This is a genomic window from Streptococcus sp. 32226D021BW (assembly GCF_053545015.1).
In genome coordinates this window covers 26118-50817 of sequence record NZ_JBPPVC010000006.1, presented here as the reverse complement: position 1 = coordinate 50817, position 24700 = coordinate 26118, and the positions used below count along the sequence as shown (strand labels likewise).

The 24700-nt window shown below is 43.3% G+C and carries 24 protein-coding genes; 20 read left to right on the top strand and 4 right to left on the bottom strand.

The features are described 5' to 3' along the window. Positions 1–17: 17 nt before the first annotated feature. Positions 18–236, bottom strand: a complete 219-nt coding sequence (gene nrdH / locus ACEE44_RS05210) for a glutaredoxin-like protein NrdH (protein ID WP_172028553.1) — start codon at positions 234–236, stop codon at positions 18–20. Positions 237–555: 319 nt separating this feature from the next. Between nrdH and ACEE44_RS05205 the strand changes: the two genes are divergently transcribed. Together ACEE44_RS05205 and ptsP are read left to right on the top strand one after the other, a co-directional pair. Continuing rightward, positions 556–819, top strand: a complete 264-nt coding sequence (locus ACEE44_RS05205; RefSeq protein WP_002936050.1) for a phosphocarrier protein HPr — start codon at positions 556–558, stop codon at positions 817–819. Between the two features lie 4 nt (positions 820–823). Next, positions 824–2557, top strand: a complete 1734-nt coding sequence (gene ptsP, locus ACEE44_RS05200) for a phosphoenolpyruvate--protein phosphotransferase (RefSeq protein WP_172050793.1) — start codon at positions 824–826, stop codon at positions 2555–2557. An 86-nt stretch (positions 2558–2643) separates the two neighbouring features. Here the strand turns inward: ptsP and ACEE44_RS05195 are convergent, their stop codons facing one another. Further along, positions 2644–4131, bottom strand: coding sequence for a DUF1846 domain-containing protein (locus ACEE44_RS05195; protein WP_449171498.1), 1488 nt, complete (start codon positions 4129–4131; stop codon positions 2644–2646). Between the two features lie 271 nt (positions 4132–4402). Between ACEE44_RS05195 and ACEE44_RS05190 the strand changes: the two genes are divergently transcribed. Then, complete coding sequence (locus ACEE44_RS05190) at positions 4403–5674, top strand: MFS transporter (RefSeq protein ID WP_449171497.1); 1272 nt, start codon at positions 4403–4405, stop codon at positions 5672–5674. An 11-nt stretch (positions 5675–5685) separates the two neighbouring features. Further along, positions 5686–6726: an ArsR/SmtB family transcription factor gene (locus ACEE44_RS05185; RefSeq protein ID WP_449171554.1), complete on the top strand. Its 1041-nt coding sequence runs from the start codon at positions 5686–5688 to the stop codon at positions 6724–6726. 21 nt (positions 6727–6747) lie between these two features. Here ACEE44_RS05185 and ACEE44_RS05180 read toward each other — a convergent pair whose 3' ends face one another. After that, entirely contained in the window at positions 6748–7746 is a 999-nt protein-coding gene (locus tag ACEE44_RS05180) for an acyltransferase family protein (RefSeq protein WP_449171496.1), read from the bottom strand. A gap of 196 nt (positions 7747–7942) precedes the next feature. Here ACEE44_RS05180 and rnc point away from each other — a divergent pair, with 196 nt between their 5' ends. The 10 genes from rnc (at position 7943) to ACEE44_RS05130 (ending at position 19787) form a co-directional block, all read left to right on the top strand. Continuing rightward, positions 7943–8629 carry a ribonuclease III gene (rnc, locus tag ACEE44_RS05175; RefSeq protein ID WP_449171495.1) on the top strand — a complete coding sequence of 229 codons (687 nt, stop codon included), beginning with the start codon at positions 7943–7945 and terminating at the stop codon, positions 8627–8629. Positions 8630–8631: 2 nt separating this feature from the next. Next, the gene (smc, locus tag ACEE44_RS05170) at positions 8632–12165 is read left to right on the top strand and encodes a chromosome segregation protein SMC (protein WP_449171494.1); all 3534 of its coding nucleotides are present in this window, start codon (positions 8632–8634) and stop codon (positions 12163–12165) included. A gap of 99 nt (positions 12166–12264) precedes the next feature. Beyond that, entirely contained in the window at positions 12265–12939 is a 675-nt protein-coding gene (gene rpiA, locus ACEE44_RS05165) for a ribose-5-phosphate isomerase RpiA (protein ID WP_449171493.1), read from the top strand. A gap of 132 nt (positions 12940–13071) precedes the next feature. Then, the gene (locus ACEE44_RS05160; RefSeq protein ID WP_449171492.1) at positions 13072–14283 is read left to right on the top strand and encodes a phosphopentomutase; all 1212 of its coding nucleotides are present in this window, start codon (positions 13072–13074) and stop codon (positions 14281–14283) included. Continuing rightward, positions 14283–14639, top strand: coding sequence for an arsenate reductase family protein (locus tag ACEE44_RS05155; RefSeq protein WP_449171491.1), 357 nt, complete (start codon positions 14283–14285; stop codon positions 14637–14639). The genes ACEE44_RS05160 and ACEE44_RS05155 overlap by 1 nt, the downstream gene beginning before the upstream one ends. A gap of 11 nt (positions 14640–14650) precedes the next feature. Beyond that, positions 14651–15460 carry a purine-nucleoside phosphorylase gene (locus ACEE44_RS05150; protein WP_172049669.1) on the top strand — a complete coding sequence of 270 codons (810 nt, stop codon included), beginning with the start codon at positions 14651–14653 and terminating at the stop codon, positions 15458–15460. Between the two features lie 9 nt (positions 15461–15469). Further along, on the top strand, positions 15470–16174 hold the full coding sequence (locus ACEE44_RS05145) for a LemA family protein (RefSeq protein ID WP_449171490.1): 705 nt from the start codon (positions 15470–15472) through the stop codon (positions 16172–16174). A gap of 73 nt (positions 16175–16247) precedes the next feature. Next, positions 16248–16961, top strand: coding sequence for a purine-nucleoside phosphorylase (gene deoD / locus ACEE44_RS05140; protein WP_449171553.1), 714 nt, complete (start codon positions 16248–16250; stop codon positions 16959–16961). 31 nt (positions 16962–16992) lie between these two features. Next, on the top strand, positions 16993–17337 hold the full coding sequence (locus tag ACEE44_RS05135; protein WP_449171489.1) for an HIRAN domain-containing protein: 345 nt from the start codon (positions 16993–16995) through the stop codon (positions 17335–17337). 182 nt (positions 17338–17519) lie between these two features. Further along, positions 17520–19787 (top strand): glycogen/starch/alpha-glucan phosphorylase, encoded by a 2268-nt coding sequence (locus ACEE44_RS05130; RefSeq protein ID WP_449171488.1) that lies wholly within the window; start codon positions 17520–17522, stop codon positions 19785–19787. Between the two features lie 21 nt (positions 19788–19808). Here ACEE44_RS05130 and ACEE44_RS05125 read toward each other — a convergent pair whose 3' ends face one another. Further along, positions 19809–20387, bottom strand: a complete 579-nt coding sequence (locus ACEE44_RS05125) for a VanZ family protein (protein ID WP_449171487.1) — start codon at positions 20385–20387, stop codon at positions 19809–19811. A gap of 94 nt (positions 20388–20481) precedes the next feature. Here ACEE44_RS05125 and hemW point away from each other — a divergent pair, with 94 nt between their 5' ends. From hemW to rpsU, 6 genes are all read left to right on the top strand, one after another. Further along, a complete protein-coding gene (gene hemW / locus ACEE44_RS05120; RefSeq protein ID WP_449171486.1) occupies positions 20482–21618 on the top strand; it encodes a radical SAM family heme chaperone HemW in 1137 nt (378 codons plus the stop codon). A 12-nt stretch (positions 21619–21630) separates the two neighbouring features. Then, complete coding sequence (locus ACEE44_RS05115; RefSeq protein WP_449171485.1) at positions 21631–22371, top strand: acyl-ACP thioesterase domain-containing protein; 741 nt, start codon at positions 21631–21633, stop codon at positions 22369–22371. Next, entirely contained in the window at positions 22358–22975 is a 618-nt protein-coding gene (locus tag ACEE44_RS05110; RefSeq protein WP_449171484.1) for an NUDIX hydrolase N-terminal domain-containing protein, read from the top strand. Before ACEE44_RS05115 ends, ACEE44_RS05110 begins: the two co-directional genes overlap by 14 nt. A gap of 9 nt (positions 22976–22984) precedes the next feature. Further along, positions 22985–23758 carry a TIGR01457 family HAD-type hydrolase gene (locus tag ACEE44_RS05105; protein WP_449171483.1) on the top strand — a complete coding sequence of 258 codons (774 nt, stop codon included), beginning with the start codon at positions 22985–22987 and terminating at the stop codon, positions 23756–23758. After that, positions 23748–24362: a TIGR01906 family membrane protein gene (locus ACEE44_RS05100; protein WP_449171482.1), complete on the top strand. Its 615-nt coding sequence runs from the start codon at positions 23748–23750 to the stop codon at positions 24360–24362. The genes ACEE44_RS05105 and ACEE44_RS05100 overlap by 11 nt, the downstream gene beginning before the upstream one ends. Positions 24363–24445: 83 nt before the next feature. Then, positions 24446–24622: a 30S ribosomal protein S21 gene (gene rpsU, locus ACEE44_RS05095; protein ID WP_000048054.1), complete on the top strand. Its 177-nt coding sequence runs from the start codon at positions 24446–24448 to the stop codon at positions 24620–24622. Positions 24623–24700 lie beyond the last annotated feature (78 nt).

Below are 24700 nucleotides of genomic sequence, written 5' to 3'. Positions count from 1 at the left end.
GGGTAACTTGGTATAGTTTATACCAAGGCTTTCAATTTTGTTGGTTGGAAACCAGAGAAAACTTCATTTTCAGTTTCAATAACTGGCGCTGCTGAGAAACCAAGGTTTTTAACGTGGTCGATAAATTCAGGTTGCTCGTCTAGATTGATTTCTTTGTAGGCCACATTGTGCTCATCAAGAAATTTTTTACTCATCTTACATTGAACACAATTATTTTTTGAATAGATGGTAACCATTCAATTTCTCCTTTTTAAAATAAATATACCAATCTAGGATACTAGATTTTGGGGTCAAAGTCAAGAAGGAAGTCCACAACTATCACAAAATATAGTATGACAAAAAACGAACAAGCACCATATCTTGTGTAAATAGCACAAATCCTTTGAAACCAAGCTTTCAAGATGTTTTCAGGACTTTTATAATCTCATAAAAAATAGTTTTACTGAAAGAAACGCAAAAAATTCTTGAAAATGATTTCAAAAAGTGATATAATGCTTTTTGTAAGGGTTATCACAAATAACTCAAAATTTTGTAAAAACAAAGGAGAATCCAACTATGGCTTCAAAAGACTTCCACATCGTGGCAGAAACAGGTATCCACGCACGTCCAGCAACTTTGCTTGTTCAAACTGCTAGCAAATTCGCTTCAGACATCACTTTGAACTACAAAGAAAAATCTGTAAACCTTAAATCTATCATGGGTGTTATGAGTCTTGGTGTTGGTCAAGGCGCTGATGTAACAATCTCTGCTGAAGGTGCTGATGCTGACGATGCAATCGCAGCTATCACTGAAACAATGGAAAAAGAAGGATTGGCATAAGAAGATGACTGAAATGCTTAAAGGAATTGCAGCATCTGATGGTGTTGCCGTTGCTAAGGCATATCTACTCGTTCAGCCAGATTTGTCCTTCGAAACTGTTACAGTTGAAGATACAAATGCAGAAGAGGCTCGTTTGGATGCTGCTCTTGCAGCCTCTCAAAACGAGCTTTCTGTTATTCGTGAGAACGCAGTAGCTAGCCTTGGTGAAGAGGCCGCAGCCGTATTTGATGCACACTTGATGGTTCTTGCTGACCCAGAAATGATTGGTCAGATTAAGGAAACTATCCGTGCTAAGAAAACAAATGCTGAAACAGGTTTGAAAGAAGTAACGGATATGTTCATCGCTATCTTTGAAGGTATGGAAGATAACCCATACATGCAAGAGCGTGCAGCAGACATCCGCGACGTTGCTAAACGTGTCCTTGCTCACTTGCTTGGCGTTCGTTTGCCAAACCCAGCGACAATTGATGAAGAGTCTATCGTTATTGCACACGACTTGACACCATCTGATACAGCACAATTGAACAAACAGTTTGTTAAAGCTTTTGTAACAAACATTGGTGGACGTACAAGCCACTCAGCTATCATGGCTCGTACACTTGAGATTGCAGCTGTATTGGGTACAAATAATATTACTGAAATCGTGAAAGATGGTGATGTCCTCGCTGTTAACGGTATCACAGGTGAAGTTGTTATCAACCCATCTGAAGAAGTGATTGCAGAATTTAAGGCAGCTGGCGAAGCCTATGCTAAACAAAAAGCTGAGTGGGCACTCTTGAAAGATGCTCAAACAGTGACAGCTGACGGCAAACACTTCGAATTGGCAGCTAACATCGGTACACCAAAAGACGTTGAAGGTGTAAACGATAATGGTGCTGAAGCAGTTGGTCTTTACCGTACAGAGTTCTTGTACATGGACTCACAAGACTTCCCAACGGAAGATGAGCAATACGAAGCTTATAAGGCTGTTCTTGAAGGCATGAACGGTAAGCCAGTTGTGGTTCGTACAATGGATATCGGTGGTGATAAGGAGCTTCCTTACTTCGACCTTCCACACGAAATGAACCCATTCCTTGGTTTCCGTGCCCTACGTATCTCAATCTCTGAGACTGGTAACCAAATGTTCCGTACTCAGTTGCGTGCCCTTCTTCGTTCATCGGTACATGGTAAACTTCGTATCATGTTCCCAATGGTTGCCTTGTTGACAGAATTCCGTGCAGCAAAAGCAATCCTTGAAGAAGAAAAAGCTAAACTCTTGGCTGAAGGTGTAGCAGTTGCGGATGATATCCAAGTTGGTATCATGATTGAAATCCCTGCAGCAGCAATGATTGCTGACCAATTTGCTAAAGAAGTTGACTTCTTCTCAATTGGTACAAACGACCTTATCCAGTACACAATGGCAGCAGACCGTATGAACGAACAAGTTTCTTACCTCTACCAGCCTTACAACCCATCTATCCTTCGATTGATCAACAACGTTATCAAGGCTGCTCACGCAGAAGGCAAATGGGCTGGTATGTGTGGTGAGATGGCTGGTGACCAACAAGCAGTTCCACTTCTTGTCGGAATGGGCTTGGATGAGTTCTCTATGAGCGCGACTTCTGTACTTCGTACACGTAGCCTCATGAAGACACTTGACACAGCTAAGATGGAAGAATATGCTCACCGTGCCTTGACAGAATGTGCAACGGCTGAAGAAGTTCTTGAACTTCAAAAAGAGTATGTTGATTTTAACTAATAGATAAAATGGAAAAACAAGGCTAGAAATATCCTTGTTTTTTCTATAACAAAAATAGACTTGCCGGGGCAAGTCTATTTTTGTCTTTAGTTCTTCTGATAAAACTTATTGTGCTGATAGATAGGATCAAAGGTTAAATTGATGCCTAACTTGCGTAGAACACTCTTGTCTTCATCGGATAGGATAACGGTTGAGTGGGCTTCGCTACCATTTAATTGGCCTAATTCTTTCATTGCTTGTGTAGCGACAGGGCTATCTTGTGCAGTGATGGCAAGGGCGTTAAGAATCTCACTTGCATCGAGTCGTGTATTTGCCTTATCCAGATAATCTGCCTTCAATTCTTGAATTGGACGGATGTAGTTTGGTTCAATGAGAAGAGTTTCATCATCGATTTTAGCAATTTGCTTGATAGCATTGAGAAGGACAGTTGCAGTTGGTTTGAGGAGGTCGGATGTCTTACCTGTTACCATCTCTCCAGTTGGCAACTGAATAGCAAGGGCAGGGCTGGAAGTTAGCTCTGCTTTTTCGCGCGCAGCGACAACAACCTTACGGTCAGCAGGTGTCACGCCTACCTCGTTCATGAGGAGCTCAATCTTTTTAACGGCTTGCTCGCCCACCCGCTCCGCTTTGAAATCAACGAGTGTCTGATAGTAGCGGCGGATAATTTCTTGCTTAGATGCTTCGATCGCAGCCTCTTCGTCTACGATGGAGTAGCCCACCATGTTGACCCCCATATCTGTTGGAGAGGCATAAGGAGATTTGTTCAAAATACGTTCAAAGGTACGGTTGAGAACAGGAAAGACCTCGATGTCACGGTTGTAGTTGACCGCAGTTTTGCCGTAGGTTTGCAGGTGGAAGGGGTCGATCATGTTGAGGTCGTCCAGGTCGGCAGTTGCTGCTTCATAGGCCAAGTTAACGGGATGGTGGAGTGGTAAGTTCCACACTGGGAAGGTTTCAAACTTGGCATAGCCTGATGTTACTCTATGCAATTGGTCGTGGTAAAGTTGGGAGATACAGGTCGCCAATTTACCTGAACCAGGTCCAGGTGCGGTGACAACGACGAGATTGCGACTAGTTTCAATGTAGTCATTTTTGCCCATACCTTCTGGTGAGATGATGTGGTCGATATCAGAAGGATAACCCTTGATTGGGTAGTGGAGATAGGACTTGATACCATGTTTTTCCAACTGTTTGCGGAAGGCGTCTGCGGCTGGTTGGTTGCGGTACTGGGTAATGACCACAGAACCAACATAAATATCAATATCATTAAATGTATCAATCAAGCGGAAGACTTCTTGGTCGTAAGAAATGCCTAGGTCGCCGCGTGCCTTAGAATGTTCGATATTGCTGGCATTGATGGCGATGACAATCTCCACTTGGTCTTTTAACTCTTGGAGGAGTTTGATTTTATTATCTGGTTCATAGCCAGGTAAAACACGGGCTGCGTGGAAATCTTCCAGCATTTTTCCGCCAAATTCCATATAGAGCTTGCCTTCAAACTGAGCAATTCGTTCTAAAATATGGTCACGTTGCAAATTCAAGTATTTAGTTGAATCAAATGCGATTTTCTTCATCAAATAAGTCCTCCAAATGTGTAATTTTCTCTGGGAAAAACAAAAATAGCTCCCTAAAACTAGGGAGCCTTTTCTCCGACCTCTCAAAAGAGGTGCCCGAACAATACTATAACAAACTGTGCTAATCTTGTCAAGAAAAAGTCAGATAGAAGAAAAATTAAACAAGCGTTTAAAAAATATTTAATTTTTATAAAATTAAGTATTGACTTTATCAAAATAAAGTGTAAAATTATATTAAACAAATATTTAATTGATTTTTAAGGAGATGTTTATGAAAAAGTTGATTCACAATAAATTATTTCTATCTAGCTTTGTAGCAGACTTGATTTCTAACTTTGGAGATACGCTTTACTATCTGGCTTTGATGAACTATGTTTTACTCTTACCAGATACCAAGTTTGCCTTGGCTATGATTACCGCATCTGAAACCCTGCCGATTTTGGCAGGCCTCTTTATCGGGATTTGGGCAGACAAGACCAAAAACAAATTGGATACTATTCTTGCAACCCTGCTGGTTCGTGTCGGTCTCTATGCCTTTGTTGGCTTCTTGATGGGATTTGCACCAGCCCTTTGGATTGTAGCAGTCGTATGTGTCATCAATTTCTTGTCTGATTTGTCGGGTCAATATGAAAATGGCCTTTATATGCCAGTTAGTCTGAGGGTTGTGGCAGCGGAAGATCGTGAAACAGCAATGGCATTCAAGATGACGGTGAAATCACTTTTGCAAATTGCCTTCCAAGCTAGCGGTGCTATCCTGATTGGATTTATGTCTTACCAGAATCTCGCCTTCTTCAATGCAGGGACCTTCTTGGTCAGTCTTGCTATCATGACAACCCTCCGTCCAGCTCTTGCCAAGCTACTGAAGGAAAATCCAATCCAAGAAGCTGAGCAAACAGAAACAGAAGCAGGTATTATCAAGGGCATGCGTAACAGTCTCAAAGAATCCTACCAAGCTGTTCAGAATATTCCTGTTCTCAAAGCGTCAATTGTGACCATTGCCAGCCTGAATGCCATTTTTACCGCACTTTCACCATTAGTTATTCTAAATATGAAGGAGTTCTCAGACTTTGTGATTGTCAATGCAGGAACAACCCTTGCTTTGATTTCCATTTTCTTCTCGGTTGGTAGTATCTTGGGGTCAAGTATCGGTATGGCTTTGTTCAAAAATGTTAGCTTGATCAATCTCCTCAAATTCTCTACATTGATGCCAGTCTTGATTTTCTCAGGTTTCTTCCTCCACAATATCTATGTGGTATTGACGGTTATTTTTGTGACAGCTATGACTTTGGGTGTCTTCAATCCGAAAATGAATGCCTTGGTCTTAAATGAACTGTCTGAAGATAAATTGGCGACAGTCGGTGGAGGGATTGATGCTTTCTGCCAGATTGGTATGGTAGCAGGTCAAGCCTTGGTAGCCCTTATGGTGACGGTGCTTTCTGCGACAAGTATTTCCCTCATCTTTCTCTTGCTTTCTGTGGTGCTAGTAAGCTATACTATTCTTGTGGGGCGTAGGCCTGAAAATGAAGTAGTTGTTAAAGCTTAGAAAGTATGCGTATGAAATTAGATTACCGTGATTACCGCAGTGAAATTGTGGAAAAACTGTTCATTCCCTTGATTGTCAAGGATCGTGAGGAACCGATTGAGGCGGATTTTTCACAGAAAGAAAAAGACATTCTCAAAGATGCCTTGGACATTCGTGATGAGATTGAAGAAAAGTTGGTAGATTTTCGTCAGGAAGTCAATCAAGTCTTTGTCTGGGGACATATTTTTAACATTTTACATAGTCTTTATTTCTATATCTTGAATGATGGGCAGGATCCAAAGACAGTCGAGGAGGCTTGTCAGCTGATCTTGGCCTTATCGCAAGAAGAGGTAGAAGATGCTATGCGGACTATGCTAGCGTCTGAAAATGACGGACATAGTGAGAAAACCCTCAGCCTCATGGAACTCTTGGAAAAAACGGATAAAAAGCCGGCAGATAAGTGGTACTGGTCACTGGCTATCCGCAATCCCTTGGAAACGGTTCAGCGGTCTGTCGCTCTCTTGGATAAGATGCTTCCAATCTACCAGCCCTATTTTGAGCAAGCAAGAGTTGAGCGGGAAGCCTTTGCTAGGGATTTTGACATTGAACAACTCTACAGAGAATCCAAGCAGTTAGCCATGACCAGTTTGGATAGCTTGGGTGTAGAAACTGCCCAATTCTTCGTTCTCAGTCCGTGGAATTATTGGTTTGCTTATTATGGCAACGAAGAATTTGACTATATGAAAGTCGCTCTTTTAGCATCTTGTCGGATTGATCAGATGATGCTGTCAAATGACGAGTTGGATCTTGATGATTTGACAAGGGCTCTTAAAGTCGTCAGCGATAGCACGCGTTACCAGGTCTTGGTGGAACTGACCAAGCCCCATGCCAAGAGCAAGGACATAGCAGAGCGACTGAATATCACAGGAGCAGCCGTATCCTTCCACACCCAAAAGCTGATTAACGGTGACTTACTTCTCTTCAATACAAAAAATAGCGATGTCAAATACAGTGTCAATCGCGACCTGCTCCAACAGGTGATTGATAAGTTGAAAGAGGATTTTGATTTGTAAAAAAGCCTTGTAAGTTAAGTCTTACAAGTTTCTTTTGTGCTTAATGATTAACCAGCTGAGCAGTTGGCAAGTGATGATGGTGATAAAGAAGACTAGCCAACCTTGCTGTATTAAAGTCAGGGAATGATTTTCTAGGAAGAAAAAGCTGACTTCGACTGGGATAACATGGATAAAATAATAGTAACTGGCATATTCCTTTAGAAATTGGAATTTTTTCTGGCGGAAGAGGTCGGTGGTTAGGGTCCAGGCGACTAGATAGGCTGTGAACGGAATTAGGCTAAATAGAAAGTTCTTGTCGTAGCCCTGATTGAGATAGATGATTGTAGCCTCAAAAGTTAAAAGAGCTATGCAGACAAGTAGTTTGGTTTTTTGTCGGTATTGGAAAATGGGTTGATTGAGTTTGTCGGCTAGATAAAAGCCTGTCAGGACAAAAATCGGTGCGTAGAAGAGGCCGTTGCGGCTGGTGAAAAAGAAGGTTTTGTAGATGTCAAATGCGGTTAGTAAAGCCGATTCTGCCAGGTAGGAGGAGTAGGTTTCAACTGAGCCTAGGAGATAGAGGAGGCAGGCTAGACATGCTGTGATGCGCCAGCCACATTTCCTTAAAGAATAGTGGACGAGGACAAGACCTAGCAGGAAGGCGGGCATGTACCAGAGTTGGTAGCTGGTGCCGGTGTAGGTCAGGCCGACTAGGAGGGCGAGGGGGTAGTGGAGTAGGGGGATTTCTTGGAGTGTTAGGTAGAAGAGGTAGAAGGGCAGGTAGAGGGCGGACCAAGTCAGGTACTGCTTGCTGTAGCGGATCAGGTATTGTTTGGAGAGGCTAGGGTAGTTGCGTCGGAGGAAGAAGCTGGCGGTGACCATGAAGTAGGGAACGACCATGCGGCTAAAGATGGATTTTTGGATGAAGTGGAGCTGGTCTGCTTCAAATAGTCTGCGACAATGGATGGCAATGACTAAAACAGCTCCCATAAATTGCAGGAGGGAGAGGAGCGAGGTGTTGAGTGGTTTTGGTTTGTTTTGCATGTTAACTCCCTTCTTTTTTCTTCCATTTTATCGAAAAAGGATGGATATGTAAATGTTTGCAAAAAGATGAAGAGGGCTATTTGTTGAATGTTCAGTTCCAGAGGGAAGTCTTGTGGGAAATATGGTATAATATTAGGATGAAGTGAATTTGAAACTTCTATTTTTTAACGATTACTCTTTAGAAAGGAGTTAGATGATGAAAGATTTACATACAAAACTCTTGGCGGATTTTGGGATTGATTTTTCGGATTTGAATTTGTTGGAAACGGCTTTTACCCATACTTCTTATGCCAATGAGCATCGCCTTCTAAAAATTTCACATAATGAACGCTTGGAATTTTTAGGAGACGCTGTTCTCCAGTTGATGATTTCCAAGTATCTCTATAAAAAATATCCGGATAGACCGGAAGGGGAGATGTCCAAGTTGCGTTCGACCTTTGTTCGTGAGGAGTCCTTGGCTGGTTTTTCGCGTGCCTGTGGCTTTGATAGCTTCCTTCGTCTTGGTAGAGGAGAAGAGAAGTCTGGGGGGCGCAATCGTGATACCATTTTGGGAGATGCTTTCGAGGCTTTCTTAGGAGCTCTGCTATTGGACAAGGGAGAAAAGACCGTGGAGGAATTTATCTATAAGGTCATGATTCCTCGTCTGGAAGAGGGAAATTTTGAGCGTGTAACAGACTACAAGACTGCCTTACAGGAAATCTTGCAGGTAAATGGTGAGATTGCAATTTCTTATCAGGTGGTGGCTGAATCAGGTCCTGCCCACGATAAGACCTTTGAAGTCGAGGTATCTGCAGACCAGCGTGTGATTGGTCGTGGTCGTGGTCGTTCCAAAAAGTTAGCTGAACAAGCCGCCGCAAAAAATGCTGTGGAGGCTAGAGGATAGGTATGTATCTAAAATCGATTGAAATGCAGGGCTTCAAGTCCTTTGCGGACAAGACCAAGGTGGTTTTTGATCGTGGAGTGACTGCTGTTGTAGGACCAAATGGTTCGGGCAAGTCCAATATTACAGAAAGTCTGCGTTGGGCCTTGGGAGAGTCGTCTGCCAAAAGCCTTCGTGGAGGCAAGATGCCGGATGTTATCTTTGCGGGGACTGAAAGCCGAAAACCGCTGAATTATGCTTCCGTTGTCGTAACCTTGGATAATAGCACAGGTTTTATTGCTAATAAGAATAAAGAAATCAAGGTAGAACGCCATATTTATCGGTCTGGCGATAGCGAGTATTTGATAGATGGTCAGAAGGTTCGATTGCGGGATATTCATGATCTTTTCATGGATACTGGACTTGGTAGAGATTCCTTTTCTATCATTTCCCAAGGTCGGGTTGAGGCTATTTTTAATTCCAAGCCAGAAGAACGCAGAGCTATATTCGAAGAGGCTGCTGGTGTTTTAAAATACAAGACCCGTAAGAAAGAAACGGAGAGCAAGCTAGCTCAGGCTCAAGGGAATTTGGACCGTTTGGACGATATTATCTATGAATTGGACAATCAGGTCAAACCCTTGGAGAAACAGGCGCTAACGGCTAAACAATTCTTGGAACTAGATGGCCAACGTAAGGAGCTGTATCTGGATGTTTTGGTTGCTCAGTTAACAAAGGGTAAAGAAGCTTTGACTGCCAAGGAAAGCGAACTTGAAGTAGTTAAGTCAGAATTAGCAAGCTACTACCAACAACGTTCTGAGCTAGAGCAAGAAAACCAGTCCTTAAAAGAAGAACGCCATCGCTTATCCGAGCAAATGGAGCGTGAACAAGCTGTTTTGTTGGATTTGACCAAGTTGATTAGTGACTTGGAACGAAAAATTGACCTTCATAAGTTAGAAAGCAGTCAGAATGAATCTAGTCGACAAGAAGCACAAGAGCGTTTGGAAAGCATGCTAGAGAAGCGGGCTAGTTTGGAACAACAGATAGGGCAAAGGCAAGAAAAAATTGGTCAGTTGGAGCGTTCTTTGTCTAGCTTGAAAGAAGAGATTGCTTCGGTTGATAAGGAGATTTCCTATTTCTCTGAAGATCCAGATCAGGTATTGGATCACCTGCGTGAGCAGTATGTCGCTCTCATGCAGGAAGAGGCTGAAGCATCAAACCGCTTGACCAAGATTCAGCAGGATATTACCAATCAAATCAGCTTATCAGAAAGTAAATCTGCTGACCTAGTACGTTTACAGACAGAAAAACAGGCAGCCCAAGAAGAATTGGCTAAGAGCCAGCTAGCCGCAGAACAGGCTGACCAAGTCTTGCAGGACTTATTGGCAGCTTATCAGACTCAGAAAGCAGAGCTTGAACAGGCTCAGGCTGCCTATCAGGCTGAACAAGATCGCTTGTTTGATCTAATTGATCAATTGAAAGGCAAGCAGGCTCGTCAGTCAAGTTTGGAGGCTATCTTAAAAAATCACTCCAATTTCTACGCAGGGGTCAAGGCTGTCTTGCAGGCTGCGTCTAGTCTAGGTGGCATCATCGGAGCAGTCAGTGAGCAGTTGACTTTCGATACTCGTTACCAGACAGCTTTGGAAATTGCCTTGGGCGGAGCTAGCCAAAACGTTATCGTTGAAGACGAGGCGACAGCCAAGCGAGCGATTGCTTTCTTGAAGGAAAAACGTCAAGGACGGGCGACCTTCTTGCCTTTGACCACTATCAAGCCACGTCAGCTATCTGGTCAGCAGCTTTCTATACTTGAATCTTCTGCCGGCTTTTTGGGACTAGCAAGTGACCTCGTGACCTATCAACCAAATCTAGATGCTATTTTCCAAAATTTGCTAGGCACTATTGCGATTTTTGATAGTATTGACCATGCCAATCAGGCAGCGCGTGCGACCAAGTTTCAGGTCCGTATGGTGACTATGGATGGTGCAGAAATCCGTCCTGGCGGTGCCTTTGCGGGTGGTAGCAATCGAAACAACAACACCACCTTCATTAAGCCTGAACTCGACACTCTTTTAGGAGAAATAGCAGAGCTGTCTAGCCAGTTGAAAGAACAAGAAAACTTGGTGGCGACTAAGAAGACAAGTCTAGACCGCATCACAGAAAGTCTGGAAACCATCAAGGCTGAGGGTGAAGAGGCTAGACTGAGCCAGCAGAGCGCAAGGATTCATCAAGAACAGGCAGAAAATCGTCTAGCTCAGGTGACAGCCCAGTATGACTTACAAATGAGTCAGGTCAGCCCAAGAGTTTTGACTGAGTTAGAAGATGAAGCTAGCAAGGAAGAAATCAGCCTTCAATCCTTGACGGAGAAAAAACAAGCTTTAGACAATCAAATCAATCAGGTGCGTGACAATCGCGACAGCATCCAAGAAAGTCTGCAGAAACTACAAAGTCAGAAAGGTCAATTGACCTTGGAGCAGGCAGAAGTTTCTAGTCAGCTGCGCTTTGAACAGACAGACCTTGGTCGTTTACAGGAAGAAAAAGGGACTACTGAAAAGGAAATCTCTATACTGGAAGACCTGATTAACCAGAAAGTTGTGGCTCTAGAAGATACGAGTATTGAGGTTTTGGAAGAGCAGCTACAGGCTGCGACTGATAAGCAAAGCCAAACCAATCAGATTCAAATCCGCTTGAAATTTGAGTTGGAAGACATTGATGGTCAGTTTGAAGACTTGGAAGGTCGTTTGGACCAGGCTCGTTTGAAAAATGATGACCTCATTCGCAAACAGGCCAAGTTAGAAGCTGATTGTGAGCAGGCTGGAGATCGGCTACGGACCTTACTTGGTCATTTGACAGAGCATTTCAAATTGAGCTTTGAAGCGGCTCAGGACCAGGCAAACGAAGTAGAGAATTTGCCTCTGGCTGAACAAACCTTGAAAGAATTGGAGAGGGCTATTCGTGCCTTGGGACCAGTCAACTTGGATGCTATTGAGCAGTATGATGAGGTTAATAACCGTCTGACCTTCCTCAATGAACAACGGACAGATATATTGTCGGCGCGTGATTTGCTCTTGAATACCATTCATGAAATGGATGATGAAGTCAAGGAACGTTTTAAGGTTACCTTTGAAGCCATTCGCGAAAGCTTTAAGCAGACTTTCAGACAGATGTTTGGCGGTGGTTCTGCGGACTTGATATTGACGGAGCAGGATATCTTGACTGCGGGTGTGGAGATTTCAGTTCAGCCTCCGGGTAAGAAAATCCAATCTCTCAACTTGATGTCTGGTGGCGAAAAGGCCCTCTCAGCCCTCGCTCTGCTATTTTCCATTATCCGCGTCAAGACCATTCCTTTTGTCATCTTGGACGAGGTGGAGGCAGCCTTGGATGAGGCTAATGTCAAGCGTTTTGGGGATTATCTTAACCGCTTTGATAAGGACAGCCAGTTTATCGTTGTGACTCACCGAAAAGGGACCATGGCGGCGGCGGACGCTATGTATGGGGTGACCATGCAGGAATCTGGTGTGTCCAAGATTGTTTCTGTTAAACTGAAAGATGTGGAAAAATTATAGATGGGGTAGGTTTTATTAGCCTTCTTGTAGAAACCAGTAGGCAGAATTCTCTATCCATGCTATAATGAATGTAAACGGTTTAGCTGAAAGGAGCAATTCATGACAAATTTAAAGGAGCAAGTTGGGATTAAGGCGGCGAAGTTTGTGATGGATGGTATGATTGTTGGCTTGGGAACAGGTTCAACAGCCTACTATTTTGTCCAAGAAATCGGACGTCGGGTGCAGGAAGAAGGCTTGCAGATTACAGGTGTAACGACCTCTCATGCCACTGCAGACCACGCAGCCTCTTTAGGAATTTCTTTAAAGAATATAGATGAAGTTGACTACGTAGACTTGACAGTTGACGGAGCTGATGAAGTTGACGGAGCCTTCAATGGTATTAAGGGTGGAGGTGCCGCCCTGCTCATGGAGAAGGTGGTTGCGGTCAACAGCAAGGATAGCATCTGGATTGTGGATGAATCTAAGGTGGTCGATACCTTAGGCGCCTTCAAGTTGCCAGTGGAAGTGGTGCAATATGGTTCTGAAAATCTTTTCCGCCTCTTCGAGAAAAAGGGTTATCGTCCAAGTTTTCGGATGAAGGATGGACAGAAACATGTGACCGATATGAAGAATTTCATTATAGACCTAGATTTGCAACGGATTGAAGACAGCTACGCCTTGGCTGATGAATTGGATAGAACAGTTGGTGTCGTAGAGCATGGGCTCTTTATAGGCTTGATTTCTAAGGTCATTGTCGGCACACCGCAGGGACCAAAAATTCTTGAAAAGAAATAAAGTGAAAACGCTTCTCATTAAACTAACTATGAGAGGCGTTTTTGTGGTATAATGAAAAGACGAACAATGGAACCTGTATTCACTATTCAGCACCTCGCTTATCAATACAAGTTCTTAGAAAAAGGAGTTCTTATGTCTAAATTTAAACGTATTCATCTGGTGGTTATGGATTCTGTTGGAATCGGTGCGGCACCAGATGCAGACAAGTTTTTCAATGCTGGTGTCAACGACACAGAGTCTGATACACTAGGTCATATCTCTGAGAAGGCAGGGTTAGCAGTGCCCAATATGGCTAAAATCGGTCTTGGAAATATCCCTCGTGACACAGCTCTTGCCACTGTTCCAGCTGAGGAAAGTCCAACTGGCTATGTGACTAAGTTGGAAGAAGTATCGCTCGGCAAGGACACTATGACAGGTCACTGGGAAATCATGGGTCTTAATATCACTGAGCCATTCGACACTTTCTGGGACGGTTTCCCTGAGGAAATTTTGACAAAAATCGAAGAATTTTCAGGTCGTAAAATCATCCGCGAGGCGAACAAGCCCTATTCAGGTACAGCTGTCATTGATGACTTTGGTCCTCGCCAAATGGAAACTGGGGAGTTAATCGTCTATACTTCCGCAGACCCTGTCCTTCAGATTGCGGCCCACGAAGACATTATTCCGCTGGATGAATTGTACCGTATCTGTGAATATGCTCGTTCCATCACCCTTGAACGCCCAGCTCTTCTCGGTCGTATCATCGCCCGTCCATACATTGGTGAGCCAGGCAATTTGTCTCGGACTGCCAACCGTCATGACTATGCGGTGTCACCATTTGAAGCAACTGTCCTCAACAAACTTGCTGATGCAGGTGTGCCAACTTATTCTGTCGGCAAAATCAGCGACATTTTCAACGCATCAGGTATCACAAATGACATGGGTCACACCAAGTCAAATATGCACGGTGTCGATGTCTTGATTGAAACCTTGCAGTTAGCTGACTTTGAGAAAGGTTTCTCCTTTACCAACTTGGTGGATTTTGATGCTGTTTATGGTCATCGCCGTGACATCGAAGGCTACCGCGATTGTTTGGAGGAATTCGATGCTCGTATCCCAGAAATTATCGAAAATATGCGTGAGGATGATTTGCTCTTGATTACGGCAGACCACGGAAATGACCCAGCCTATGCAGGTACGGACCATACCCGTGAGTATGTGCCACTCTTGGCTTACAGTAAGTCATTCAAGGGAAGTGGAGTCTTGCCAGTTGGACATTTTGCGGATATTTCAGCTACAATCGCTGAAAACTTTGGCGTTGAAAAAGCCATGATTGGTGAAAGTTTCTTGGACGGATTGGTTTAATGGAACAACTGACGGTTTATATCAATCCCGACTGCAGCAAGTGTAAGAAATTACAAGTCTTATTGCCTAGTCAGAACTTGGACATCAAGTGGGTCAATTATTTAGAACATCCACTGACAGATGTAGAATTGACAGCTCTTTTGAAAAAAATGGGAAGTCAACCTTCAGCAGTCATTCGGTTGACGGAAGAGGAACGACAAGGTTTGTCAGAAACAGACATTTTCCAACGTCTAGTTGCAGAACCTGCCTTGCTCAACCGTCCTATTATCGAGCGAGAACAGACAGCCTTTCTCTGCCGTCCCCTTGACATTATCAAAGAAAACATGCCAGAATATGACTGGTCAACTTATTTATAAAAGGAGAAAAAATGAGTTTACTTGCAAAAATTTATGAAACAAAAAATTTCTTAGAAGAAAAAGGAATGATTAAACCTGAATTCGGTTTGATTTTGGGTTCTGGCTTGGGTGAATTGGCTCAAGAAGTTGAAAATGCTATCGTTATCGACTATGCGGATATTCCAAACTGGGGCAAGTCAACAGTTGTTGGTCACGCTGGTAAGTTGGTTTATGGTGATTTGGCTGGACGTAAGGTCTTGGCTCTTCAAGGTCGTTTCCATTTCTACGAAGGAAATCCGATGGAAGTTGTGACTTTCCCAGTTCGTGTCATGAAAGCTCTTGGTTGTGAAGGAGTGATTGTCACCAATGCCGCAGGTGGTATCGGTTACGGTCCAGGTACCCTCATGGCCATTACAGACCACATCAACATGACAGGTCAAAACCCATTGATTGGTGAAAACTTGGAAGAGTTCGGACCACGTTTCCCAGATATGTCCAATGCCTACACCAAAGAATACCGTGAGAAAGCCCATGCTGTTGCGGAAAAATTGGGTATCAAGTTGGACAATGGTGTCTACCTTGGTGTGACAGGTCCTACCTACGAAACTCCAGCTGAAATCTTGGCCTTCAAGACCATGGGGGCCCACGCAGTCGGTATGTCAACAGTGCCAGAAGTTATCGTGGCGGCCCATTCAGGCATGAAAGTCTTGGGAATTTCTGCTATTACCAACTTTGCGGCTGGTTTCCAATCTGAACTCAATCACGAAGAAGTGGTAGAAGTAACCGAGCAAATCAAGGGCAACTTCAAAGGCTTGGTGAAAGCCATCTTGGCTGAGTTGTAGGAGGGACCAATGACCAACAAACCCTGGTTCAGTGTTCTGAAAGGGATAGGCATTATTGCGCTACTTACAATCGTATGGTTGTTCTTCTTCGCAGCTATTGATACAAGTGGCTCTGAAACCAACTATGAGCCTTTCGATGGTGCTTCGATTATTTGTGCAGTAATTTCTTATCTGATTATTTTATTTATACTACAATATAATAAGGTTGTTCACTTAAAAGAGGAGATTACCACTTCTTACAATGCAATAGAGATTAAACAACTACATGTTACAAAGTTGTTGGACCAACTGCAAGAAGTGACGGATAAAATTGTAGATCACGAGTTAAAAATGTCTGTGAAGAATACCTTTTCCGAGTTGATTGAAGAGGAGAAGCAATCAGATCGTTTGACTGCAGAAGGAAATGATGCCAATCATCATCAGACCAAGAAGAAATTTACTTCCAATTCAGGTTCCAACAATTTCCATGACCATCTGTCGCAACAATCTGAAAAAGTTACAAAGTTGGGGGAACGGATCGAACGGGATACAAAAGGAAGGGCTGATGAGAGTTTGCGGGATTTGATGCTAGAAATCAAAGAAGCTGAAGCTCTGGTGACCAACCAACGCCTGTATTACAACGATACGGTTTCACAATACAATAAATCAATCTATGCCTTGCCATTTGCCTTCTTAAGAGGGACACTTGGTTTCAAGGAGCAAGCCTATATGTAACCTAGTCAATTTGGAATCTGTGTTACATAAATAGAGAAAGGAAAGGAAGGGCTAGTAGCCCTTTGTGAAAAAAATGAGTATCCATATTTCCGCAAAACCAGGTGAAATCGCTGATAAGATTTTGCTTCCTGGTGATCCACTTCGTGCTAAATTTATCGCTGAAAACTTCCTTGAAGATGCAGTTTGCTTCAACGAAGTTCGCAATATGTTCGGCTACACAGGTACCTACAAGGGTCATCGTGTCTCTGTCATGGGAACAGGTATGGGAATGCCTTCTATCTCTATCTACGCCCACGAGCTTATCAACGACTACGGCGTGAAGAAGCTTATCCGTGTGGGAACTGCAGGTTCGCTTAACAAGGATGTCCATGTCCGTGAATTGGTCTTGGCTCAGGCAGCAGCAACCAACTCTAAAATGATGAACATTGATTGGCCAGAATATGACCTGCCACAGATTGCTAGCTTCAATCTCTTGGACAAGGCCTATCATATTGCTAAAGACCTTAACTTGACTACACATGTTGGCAATGTTCTGTCTTCTGACAGTTTCTACTCACCAAAACTCTTTGCTCGTAACTTGGAACTGGGGCAAATTGGTGTTAAGGCAGTCGAAATGGAAGCAGCAGCCCTTTATTATTTGGGTGCTAAATTTGGCGTAGAAACGCTAGCTATCATGACCATCTCAGATAGCTTGGTCAATCCAGAAGAAGATACGACAGCAGAAGAGCGTCAAAACACTTTCACAGACATGATGAAGGTCGGTTTGGAAACCTTGATTGCGGAATAAAACAACTAGCGGTGTGATTAGGAGGTATCGTATGACATTTGCAAACTTTGAGCCCACACGACATGTAGAAGATTTTCATCTTGCTGGTTTTGCCTACTATGATGGGCTAGATGTGATCGATGAGTTGAAGCTGGGCACTTCCTTAGAAATGCTTGCAGAACCGACCAATCCCTATGATTCAGAGGCTGTTGTAATTCTGTATCAAGGGAAAAAGCTAGGCTACATTCCCAAGCATAAGAATAGCTTGATTAGTCGTATGTTATTTTATGGACATGGTGACATTCTTGAAGCCCGTGTTCAAATGATTGATTTGACTGAACACCCTGAGCGTCAACTTCGTGTGGTTGTAAAATTTAAAGATAATCGCAAAAAATAAGGGACAGGGCTAATTAGTTCATTCTGAATGCTATAGAATAAAAAGGCGAACTATATACAGGATGGTATAATAGCTTGCCTTTTTTCGCTAAATAAGGTATAATTATCATATAGAAAACGTTTACAAAAAAATGAGAAACGTTTCTGAATGATTACATTAACATATACAAAAGGAGATAAGCAGTGATTAACTTACAAAATTTTGTCCAATCCATGTATGCAAAGCGTATCGAGGACTGTTCTGACCATGAACTTTATTATGCTTTGCTCGCATTTACCAAGCAACAGAGTGAAGCAAAATACACCAATGAGCAGAAGAAAAAAGTTTATTACATTTCTGCGGAATTCTTGATTGGTAAACTCTTGTCTAACAACTTGATTAACTTAGGTGTTTACGATGAGGTGAAAAGCCAGTTAGCAGCTGCAGGTAAGGATTTGATTGCTATTGAAGATGTTGAGATGGAGCCATCTCTTGGTAACGGTGGATTGGGGCGTTTGGCTGCTTGTTTCCTTGATTCCATTGCTAGTCTTGGACTAAATGGTGATGGTGTTGGTCTCAACTACCACTTTGGACTATTTCGTCAGTTGTTTGAATACCACCAGCAATCGGCAGTGCCGAATGAGTGGATTACGCCACGTTCTTGGTTGACAGAGTCTCCAATTTCTTACCAAGTTCCATTTGCTAACTTTACTTTGACGTCTAAGTTGTACGATATCGATGTACCAGGTTATAAGACTGAGCGGAAGAACCGTTTGCGTTTGTTTGACTTAGGCTCTGTGGATGACAATATCATCTATGATGGGATTGAGTTTGACAAGGAAGATATTTTCCGTAATTTGACTCTCTTCCTCTATCCAGATGATTCAACGGATGAAGGTAAAGTTCTCCGTATCTTCCAGCAATATTTCATGGTATCAAACGCAGCCCAACTCTTGATTGACGAAGCAGTAGCTAAAGGTTCAAACCTCCATGACTTGCCAGACTATGCAGTAGTGCAAATCAATGATACTCACCCATCCCTTGTCATTCCAGAATTGATTCGTCTTTTGGAACTCCGTGGCATTTCCTTTGATGAGGCAATCGAAATTGTTAAGAAAATGACTGCCTACACCAACCACACAATCTTGTCTGAAGCCCTTGAAAAATGGCCGCTTGACTTCTTGAATCGGGTAGTTCCACACTTGGTGCCATTTATCGAGGAATTGGACCGTCGAGCAAAAGAAGTGAAAAATGATTCAGCAGTCAATATCATCGATGAACATGGCCGTGTTCACATGGCTCACATGGATATCCACTATGGATATTCTATCAATGGTGTGGCAGCCCTCCATACTGAAATCTTGAAAACTTCAGAGTTGAAGGCCTTTTACGAGCTCTATCCAGAGAAGTTTAACAACAAGACAAACGGTATCACCTTCCGCCGTTGGCTCATGCATGCCAATCCACGTTTGGCAGGTTACCTGGACGAGCTACTGGGACATGGCTACCACCACGATGCCAGTGAGTTAGAGAAACTATTAGATCACAAAGACAGTAAGGAATTGAGAGCATGGTTGGAAAAAACAAAGCAACACAACAAGCGGAAGTTGCAACGTCATATTGCCAAAACTCAAGGTGTACATGTCAATCCTGAATCCATCTTTGATGTGCAAATCAAGCGCATGCACGAGTACAAGCGTCAACAGATGAATGTCCTCTATGTGATTCATAAGTATTTAGATATCAAGGCAGGCAATATCCCGACTCGTCCGTTAACAGTCTTCTTTGGAGGAAAAGCAGCTCCAGCCTATACAACTGCCCAAGACATCATTCACTTGATTTTGGTCTTGTCACAGGTTATCAAAAATGATCCAGAAGTTGCACCACACTTGCAGTTAGTTATGATTGAGAACTACAATGTAACAGAAGCTAGCTTCATCATCCCAGCAGCGGACATTTCTGAGCAAATTTCACTTGCATCTAAGGAAGCATCTGGTACTGGTAACATGAAATTCATGCTCAACGGCGCTTTGACTATCGGTACAGACGACGGTGCAAACGTGGAAATTCATGAGTTGGTCGGTGATGAAAATATCTATATTTTCGGTCAAGATAGCCAAACCGTTATTGACCACTATGCAAATGGAACTTACAACCCATATGCTTTCTATGAGCGTGAAGCGATCCGTCCATTGATTGACTTCATCACTTCTGAAACCATTCGTCATGCTGGTGGTATTGATGAACGCCTCTGGCGTTTGCAGGATAACCTCAAGCACAATGACCACTTCATGACCTTGCTAGATTTGGAAGACTATATTGTGACTAAGGAAAGAATGTTGGCTGACTATGAAGACCGCGATAGCTGGTTGGACAAGGTCATCGTCAACATTGCCAAGGCAGGATTCTTCTCATCAGACCGTACTATCCAACAGTACAACGAAGATATTTGGCATTTGGAAGCTAAATAAACTAAAAATGACCTTGCGAGGTCATTTTTTCTGTATTCTATTTTTGAAAGATTGAGCGATTGCGGAGTGTTCCAAGAAGTTTCCAAGGGCAAAACCAGAGGTGTTGAGCAAGATGTCGTTGAGGTCAAAGAAGCCCAGTGAAAAGAAGAATTGACAAGCTTCAACCAGTAAAATAGCCCCTACAAAGAGAGAAAGTTTTTTCCAAGAAAATGAAAAAAGCAAGCCGAGTGGTAAAAAGAGCAAGAGGTTAAAGACCAATATAGCAGGATTGAGAAACAGGTCTTGAGAAAAGGTGCTAAGAAGATTCCAATTGACACCTTTGACGCCCATACTTTTGAAAAAGAGAAGATAGACTAGCAGAAGCCCGTAGCAAGCGTAGAAAAACCAAATTGTCAGTCTCGAAATGTGGGGCTTATAGACAAGTCGAAATAGGGTAAAGCAAAATCCGGTCATTAACAGGATTGCGGCAAGTGTCGGCCAAAAATCAATCGTCATGAAAATGGTCGTGAACTGGTAAAAAAGAAAGGTCATAAAGAGCCAGCGACAAAGCAAAAATGATAGAATCAAATTGATACAGTCGTAGAAAATTTCTTTTTTCATAGAGGACCTCCTTTTTATTTCATTATATCATTATTTGAGGGGGGGTAAAGTATCTAGAAAATAATTTTACTGACAGTATGCTATAATAGTTAGTATGAAAAAACGACCGACATCTGCCTATATCCACATTCCATTCTGTACCCAGATTTGTTACTACTGTGACTTTTCCAAGGTCTTTATCAAGAATCAGCCTGTCGACGAGTATTTGGCAGCCCTCATGGAAGAGGTCAAGTTTTACGACCTGCCAGCCCTCAAAACCCTCTATATCGGAGGCGGAACACCATCGGCTCTCTCGGCAGACCAGCTAGATTATCTCCTGACCAGTCTGGAGGAACTATTGGACTTGTCGCAACTGGAAGAATTTACCATCGAGGCCAATCCAGGTGACTTGACGGCAGACAAGATTGCAGTTTTGAAAAAATCCAAGTGCAATCGGGTGTCGCTGGGGGTCCAGACCTTTGACGACCGCATGTTGAAAAAAATCGGTCGCAGCCACAATCAGGCCCAGATTTATGAAACAATTGCAGCCCTCAAGGAAGCGGGTTTTTACAACATTTCCATTGACCTGATTTATGCCCTGCCTGGTCAGACCATGGAGCAGGTGGTGGACAATGTTGCCAAGGCCTTGGAGCTGGATATTCCCCACATGAGCCTCTATAGCTTGATTTTGGAAAACCATACGGTCTTCATGAACCGCCAACGCCGTGGCAACCTCCATCTGCCCAACGAAGATGTAGAGTCCGATATGTTCGACTACATTCTTCAAGAGTTGGAGAAAAACGGCTTCGAGCATTACGAGATTTCCAACTTCACCAAGCCTGGTTTTGAAAGCCGCCACAACCTCATGTACTGGGACAATTCCGAGTATTACGGTTTGGGGGCAGGGGCTTCAGGCTACATCGACGGCATGCGCTACCGCAACCGCGGCCCCATCCAGCACTACCTCAAGTCCATCCGCGAAAAAGGCCATTCCCGTCTGCACGAAGAGTTTCTCAGCAAGACCGAGCAAATGGAAGAAGAGATGTTTTTAGGCTTACGGAAAAAAACTGGCGTGTCTATTGAGCGATTCGAGGAAAAGTTTGGCATTTCCTTTGAAGACCGCTACGGTCAGGTGGTCAGAGACTTGAAAAATGAAGGTCTTTTACAAGAAGAAGACCGTTGGCTTCGGATGACTAAAAAGGGATTGTTTTTAGGCGACACAGTTGCCGAGCGTTTCATTATAGAAGATTAGAAAGAGGACACAATGGGACGAACATACCAAGAAGAGTTCACCATTCCCTTTGATATGGTGGATGTTAAACAAGAGATCAAACTGCCGGACTTTATTTCCTATTGTCTTGGTGTGTCAGGTCGGCAGTCGGAAGAACTGGGTCGCAGTGACCTCTATGTTTTTCAGGAATTTGGCTTGATTTGGGTGGTGACAGATTATGAACTGACTATTCAAGGCCTACCCAAGTACAATGAAACTATCACAATCAAAACAGAAGCAGTTGCCTACAATAAGTTTTTCTGTCATCGGATGTTCTATATCTACGATGCAGCAGGCAATCTTTTGTTGGACATTCTCTGCTATTTTGTCCTGATTGATTTTGAAACTCGCAAGGTGGCGCCTGTGCCAGAAGATTTGATTGCTCCTTATCAGTCTGAGCAGGTCAAGAAATTGCCTCGGGCTCCCAAGTATCAGCGCTTGGAAAAACCATCTGCCCAAGAATTCCCTGTTCGCTATTTTGATTTAGATATGAATGGTCATGTCAATAATGGCAAGTATCTGGAATGGATGTATGAAGCACTGGGCTATGATTTTCTGCTCTGCCATGTCCCTAAAAAAATCCAACTCAAGTATCTCAAGGAAGTAGAGGCGACTAGCTTGGTGAGTTCACGCATGGTGGCAGAAGCTGGTGTCAGCCAGCATGAAATCGTGGTAGATGGGCATATCCATGCGCAAGCTGTCATAGAATGGAGGGAACGTCATGTCGCAGGATAAGTGGTTGGAATGGGCCGTACGTTTACAAGCCTTAGCACAGACAGGCTTGGCCTATGGAAAAGATGTTTATGACATGGAACGATTTGAGGAAATCCGTCAGATTGCGGCGGAAATGTTGGTAGAGCCATCTGGTCAGCCCTTGGAAGTGGTGAAAGACTTGTTTTGCAATGAAACAGGCTATCAGACACCCAAACTGGATACCCGCGCAGCTATTTTTCAAGAGGATAAAATCCTATTGGTCCAGGAAAACGATAGGCTCTGGTCCTTACCAGGTGGTTGGTGCGATGTGGACCAGTCTGTCAAGGACAATGTGGTCAAGGAAGTAAAGGAAGAAGCGGGGCTGGATGTGGAGGCTCTGCGAGTCGTGGCGATTTTGGATAAGCACAAGAACAATCCTGCCAAGTCAGCCCACCGCGTGACTAAGGTCTTCATTCTATGTCGGCTCCTTGGCGGGGAGTTTCAGCCCAATTCGGAAACAGTTGCCAGTGGCTTTTTCAGTCTAGATGTCTTACCGCCGCTCTCGCTTGGGAAAAATACAGCTGAGCAGTTAGCACTTTGCTTGGAAGCCAGTCGATCTGAGCACTGGGAAACACGATTTGATTAAGGAGAAAGTATGACCTATCAAGGCTATTTGATTGATTTAGACGGAACTATTTATGAGGGGAAGAAACGAATTCCAGCTGGTGAACGGTTTATTCATGGCTTGCAGGAGCGCAACATTCCCTATCTCTTTGTGACCAACAATACCACCCGTCGTCCTGAGATGGTGCAGGCTATGTTGGCTGAAAACTTTAACACTGAGACACCGCTTGAAACCATCTATACAGCCAGTCTGGCGACAGTAGATTATATGAATGACTTGGGGCGGGAAAAGACAGTCTATGTCATTGGAGAAGACGGGCTCAAGTCTGCCATTTTTGAGGCAGGTTATGTGGAAGACACGGAAAATCCAGCCTATGTTGTTGTCGGTTTGGATACTCAGTTGACCTATGAAAAACTGACCATTGCCACCTTGGCTATTCAAAAGGGAGCTACCTTCATCGGTACCAATCCTGATTTGAACATTCCGACGGAGCGAGGTCATCTGCCAGGTGCTGGTTCATTGATTGCGCTTTTGAAAGCTGCTACCCGTGTTGAGCCGACCTTTATCGGAAAACCTGAAGCCATTATCATGGACAAGGCTCTGGAGATTTTAGGGACGGAACGCAGTCAGACGGTTATGGTGGGGGATAACTATCTGACGGATATTCGAGCTGGGATTGACAATGGATTTCCAACCTTATTGGTCTTGACTGGCTTCACTAAACCAGAAGAAGTAGCAGACTTACCCCTTGCTCCGACCCATGTCCTCAACAGCCTAGATGAATGGAGTTTTGATGAGAACTAAGTTACAGATTATCGGAACGATTTTATTTGTCTTGTCGGCAGCAGTTCTAGGTACCATCTATCTAGCTTGGCTAGTTTATCCGCTTGAGATTTCTTTTTTAGGGTTGGAAAAAGTTGTTTACATGAAGTCATCAGATATTTCCTATAATTTTAATATCTTGATGAACTATCTGACCAATCCATTTGCAAGTGTTTTAGACATGCCAAATTTTTCCTCTTCAGCTGATGGTCTCAAACATTTTGCGGATGTCAAAGGCCTCTTTCATCTGGCACAGGTTATTTTCCTGATTAGTTTGCCTGCGGTTTTCTATTTTTGGAAAGAAGTGGTGCGAAAAGGATTTGGAAAACTCTATCGAACTGTTTTTATGTGGATGGCTCTTGCTCCTGTGATGATTGCAGTGATGGGCGTGTTGATCGGTTTTGATAGCTTTTTTGTCCTCTTCCATCATCTGCTCTTTCCTGGTGATTCAACCTGGCTCTTTGACCCGCTGACAGATCCAGTTATCTATATACTTCCTCAGGAATTTTTCCTCCATTGCTTTATTCTCTTTTTCGTCCTGTATGAAGTGCTCTGTTTGATATGGCTTAGGATGGTTAAAAAATAACATTAGCCAAGAAAAACCTCTTGACAATGCGGTGAATTTACAGTAAAATAAGTAAGACTTTGAAATTGAGGGGAGTGAAAATAATGTCAAAAACAGTAGTACGCAAGAACGAATCACTTGATGATGCTCTTCGTCGTTTCAAACGTGCGGTTACTAAAGCTGGTACTCTTCAAGAAACACGCAAACGCGAATTCTACGAGAAACCATCTGTAAAACGTAAACGTAAATCAGAAGCAGCTCGCAAGCGTAAAAAATTCTAATTGAATTTGAACAGCCTGAGGGCTGTTTTTTTGTTTACTTTTCAGCCTGTCTAACTTATAATAAGTATATAAAATATT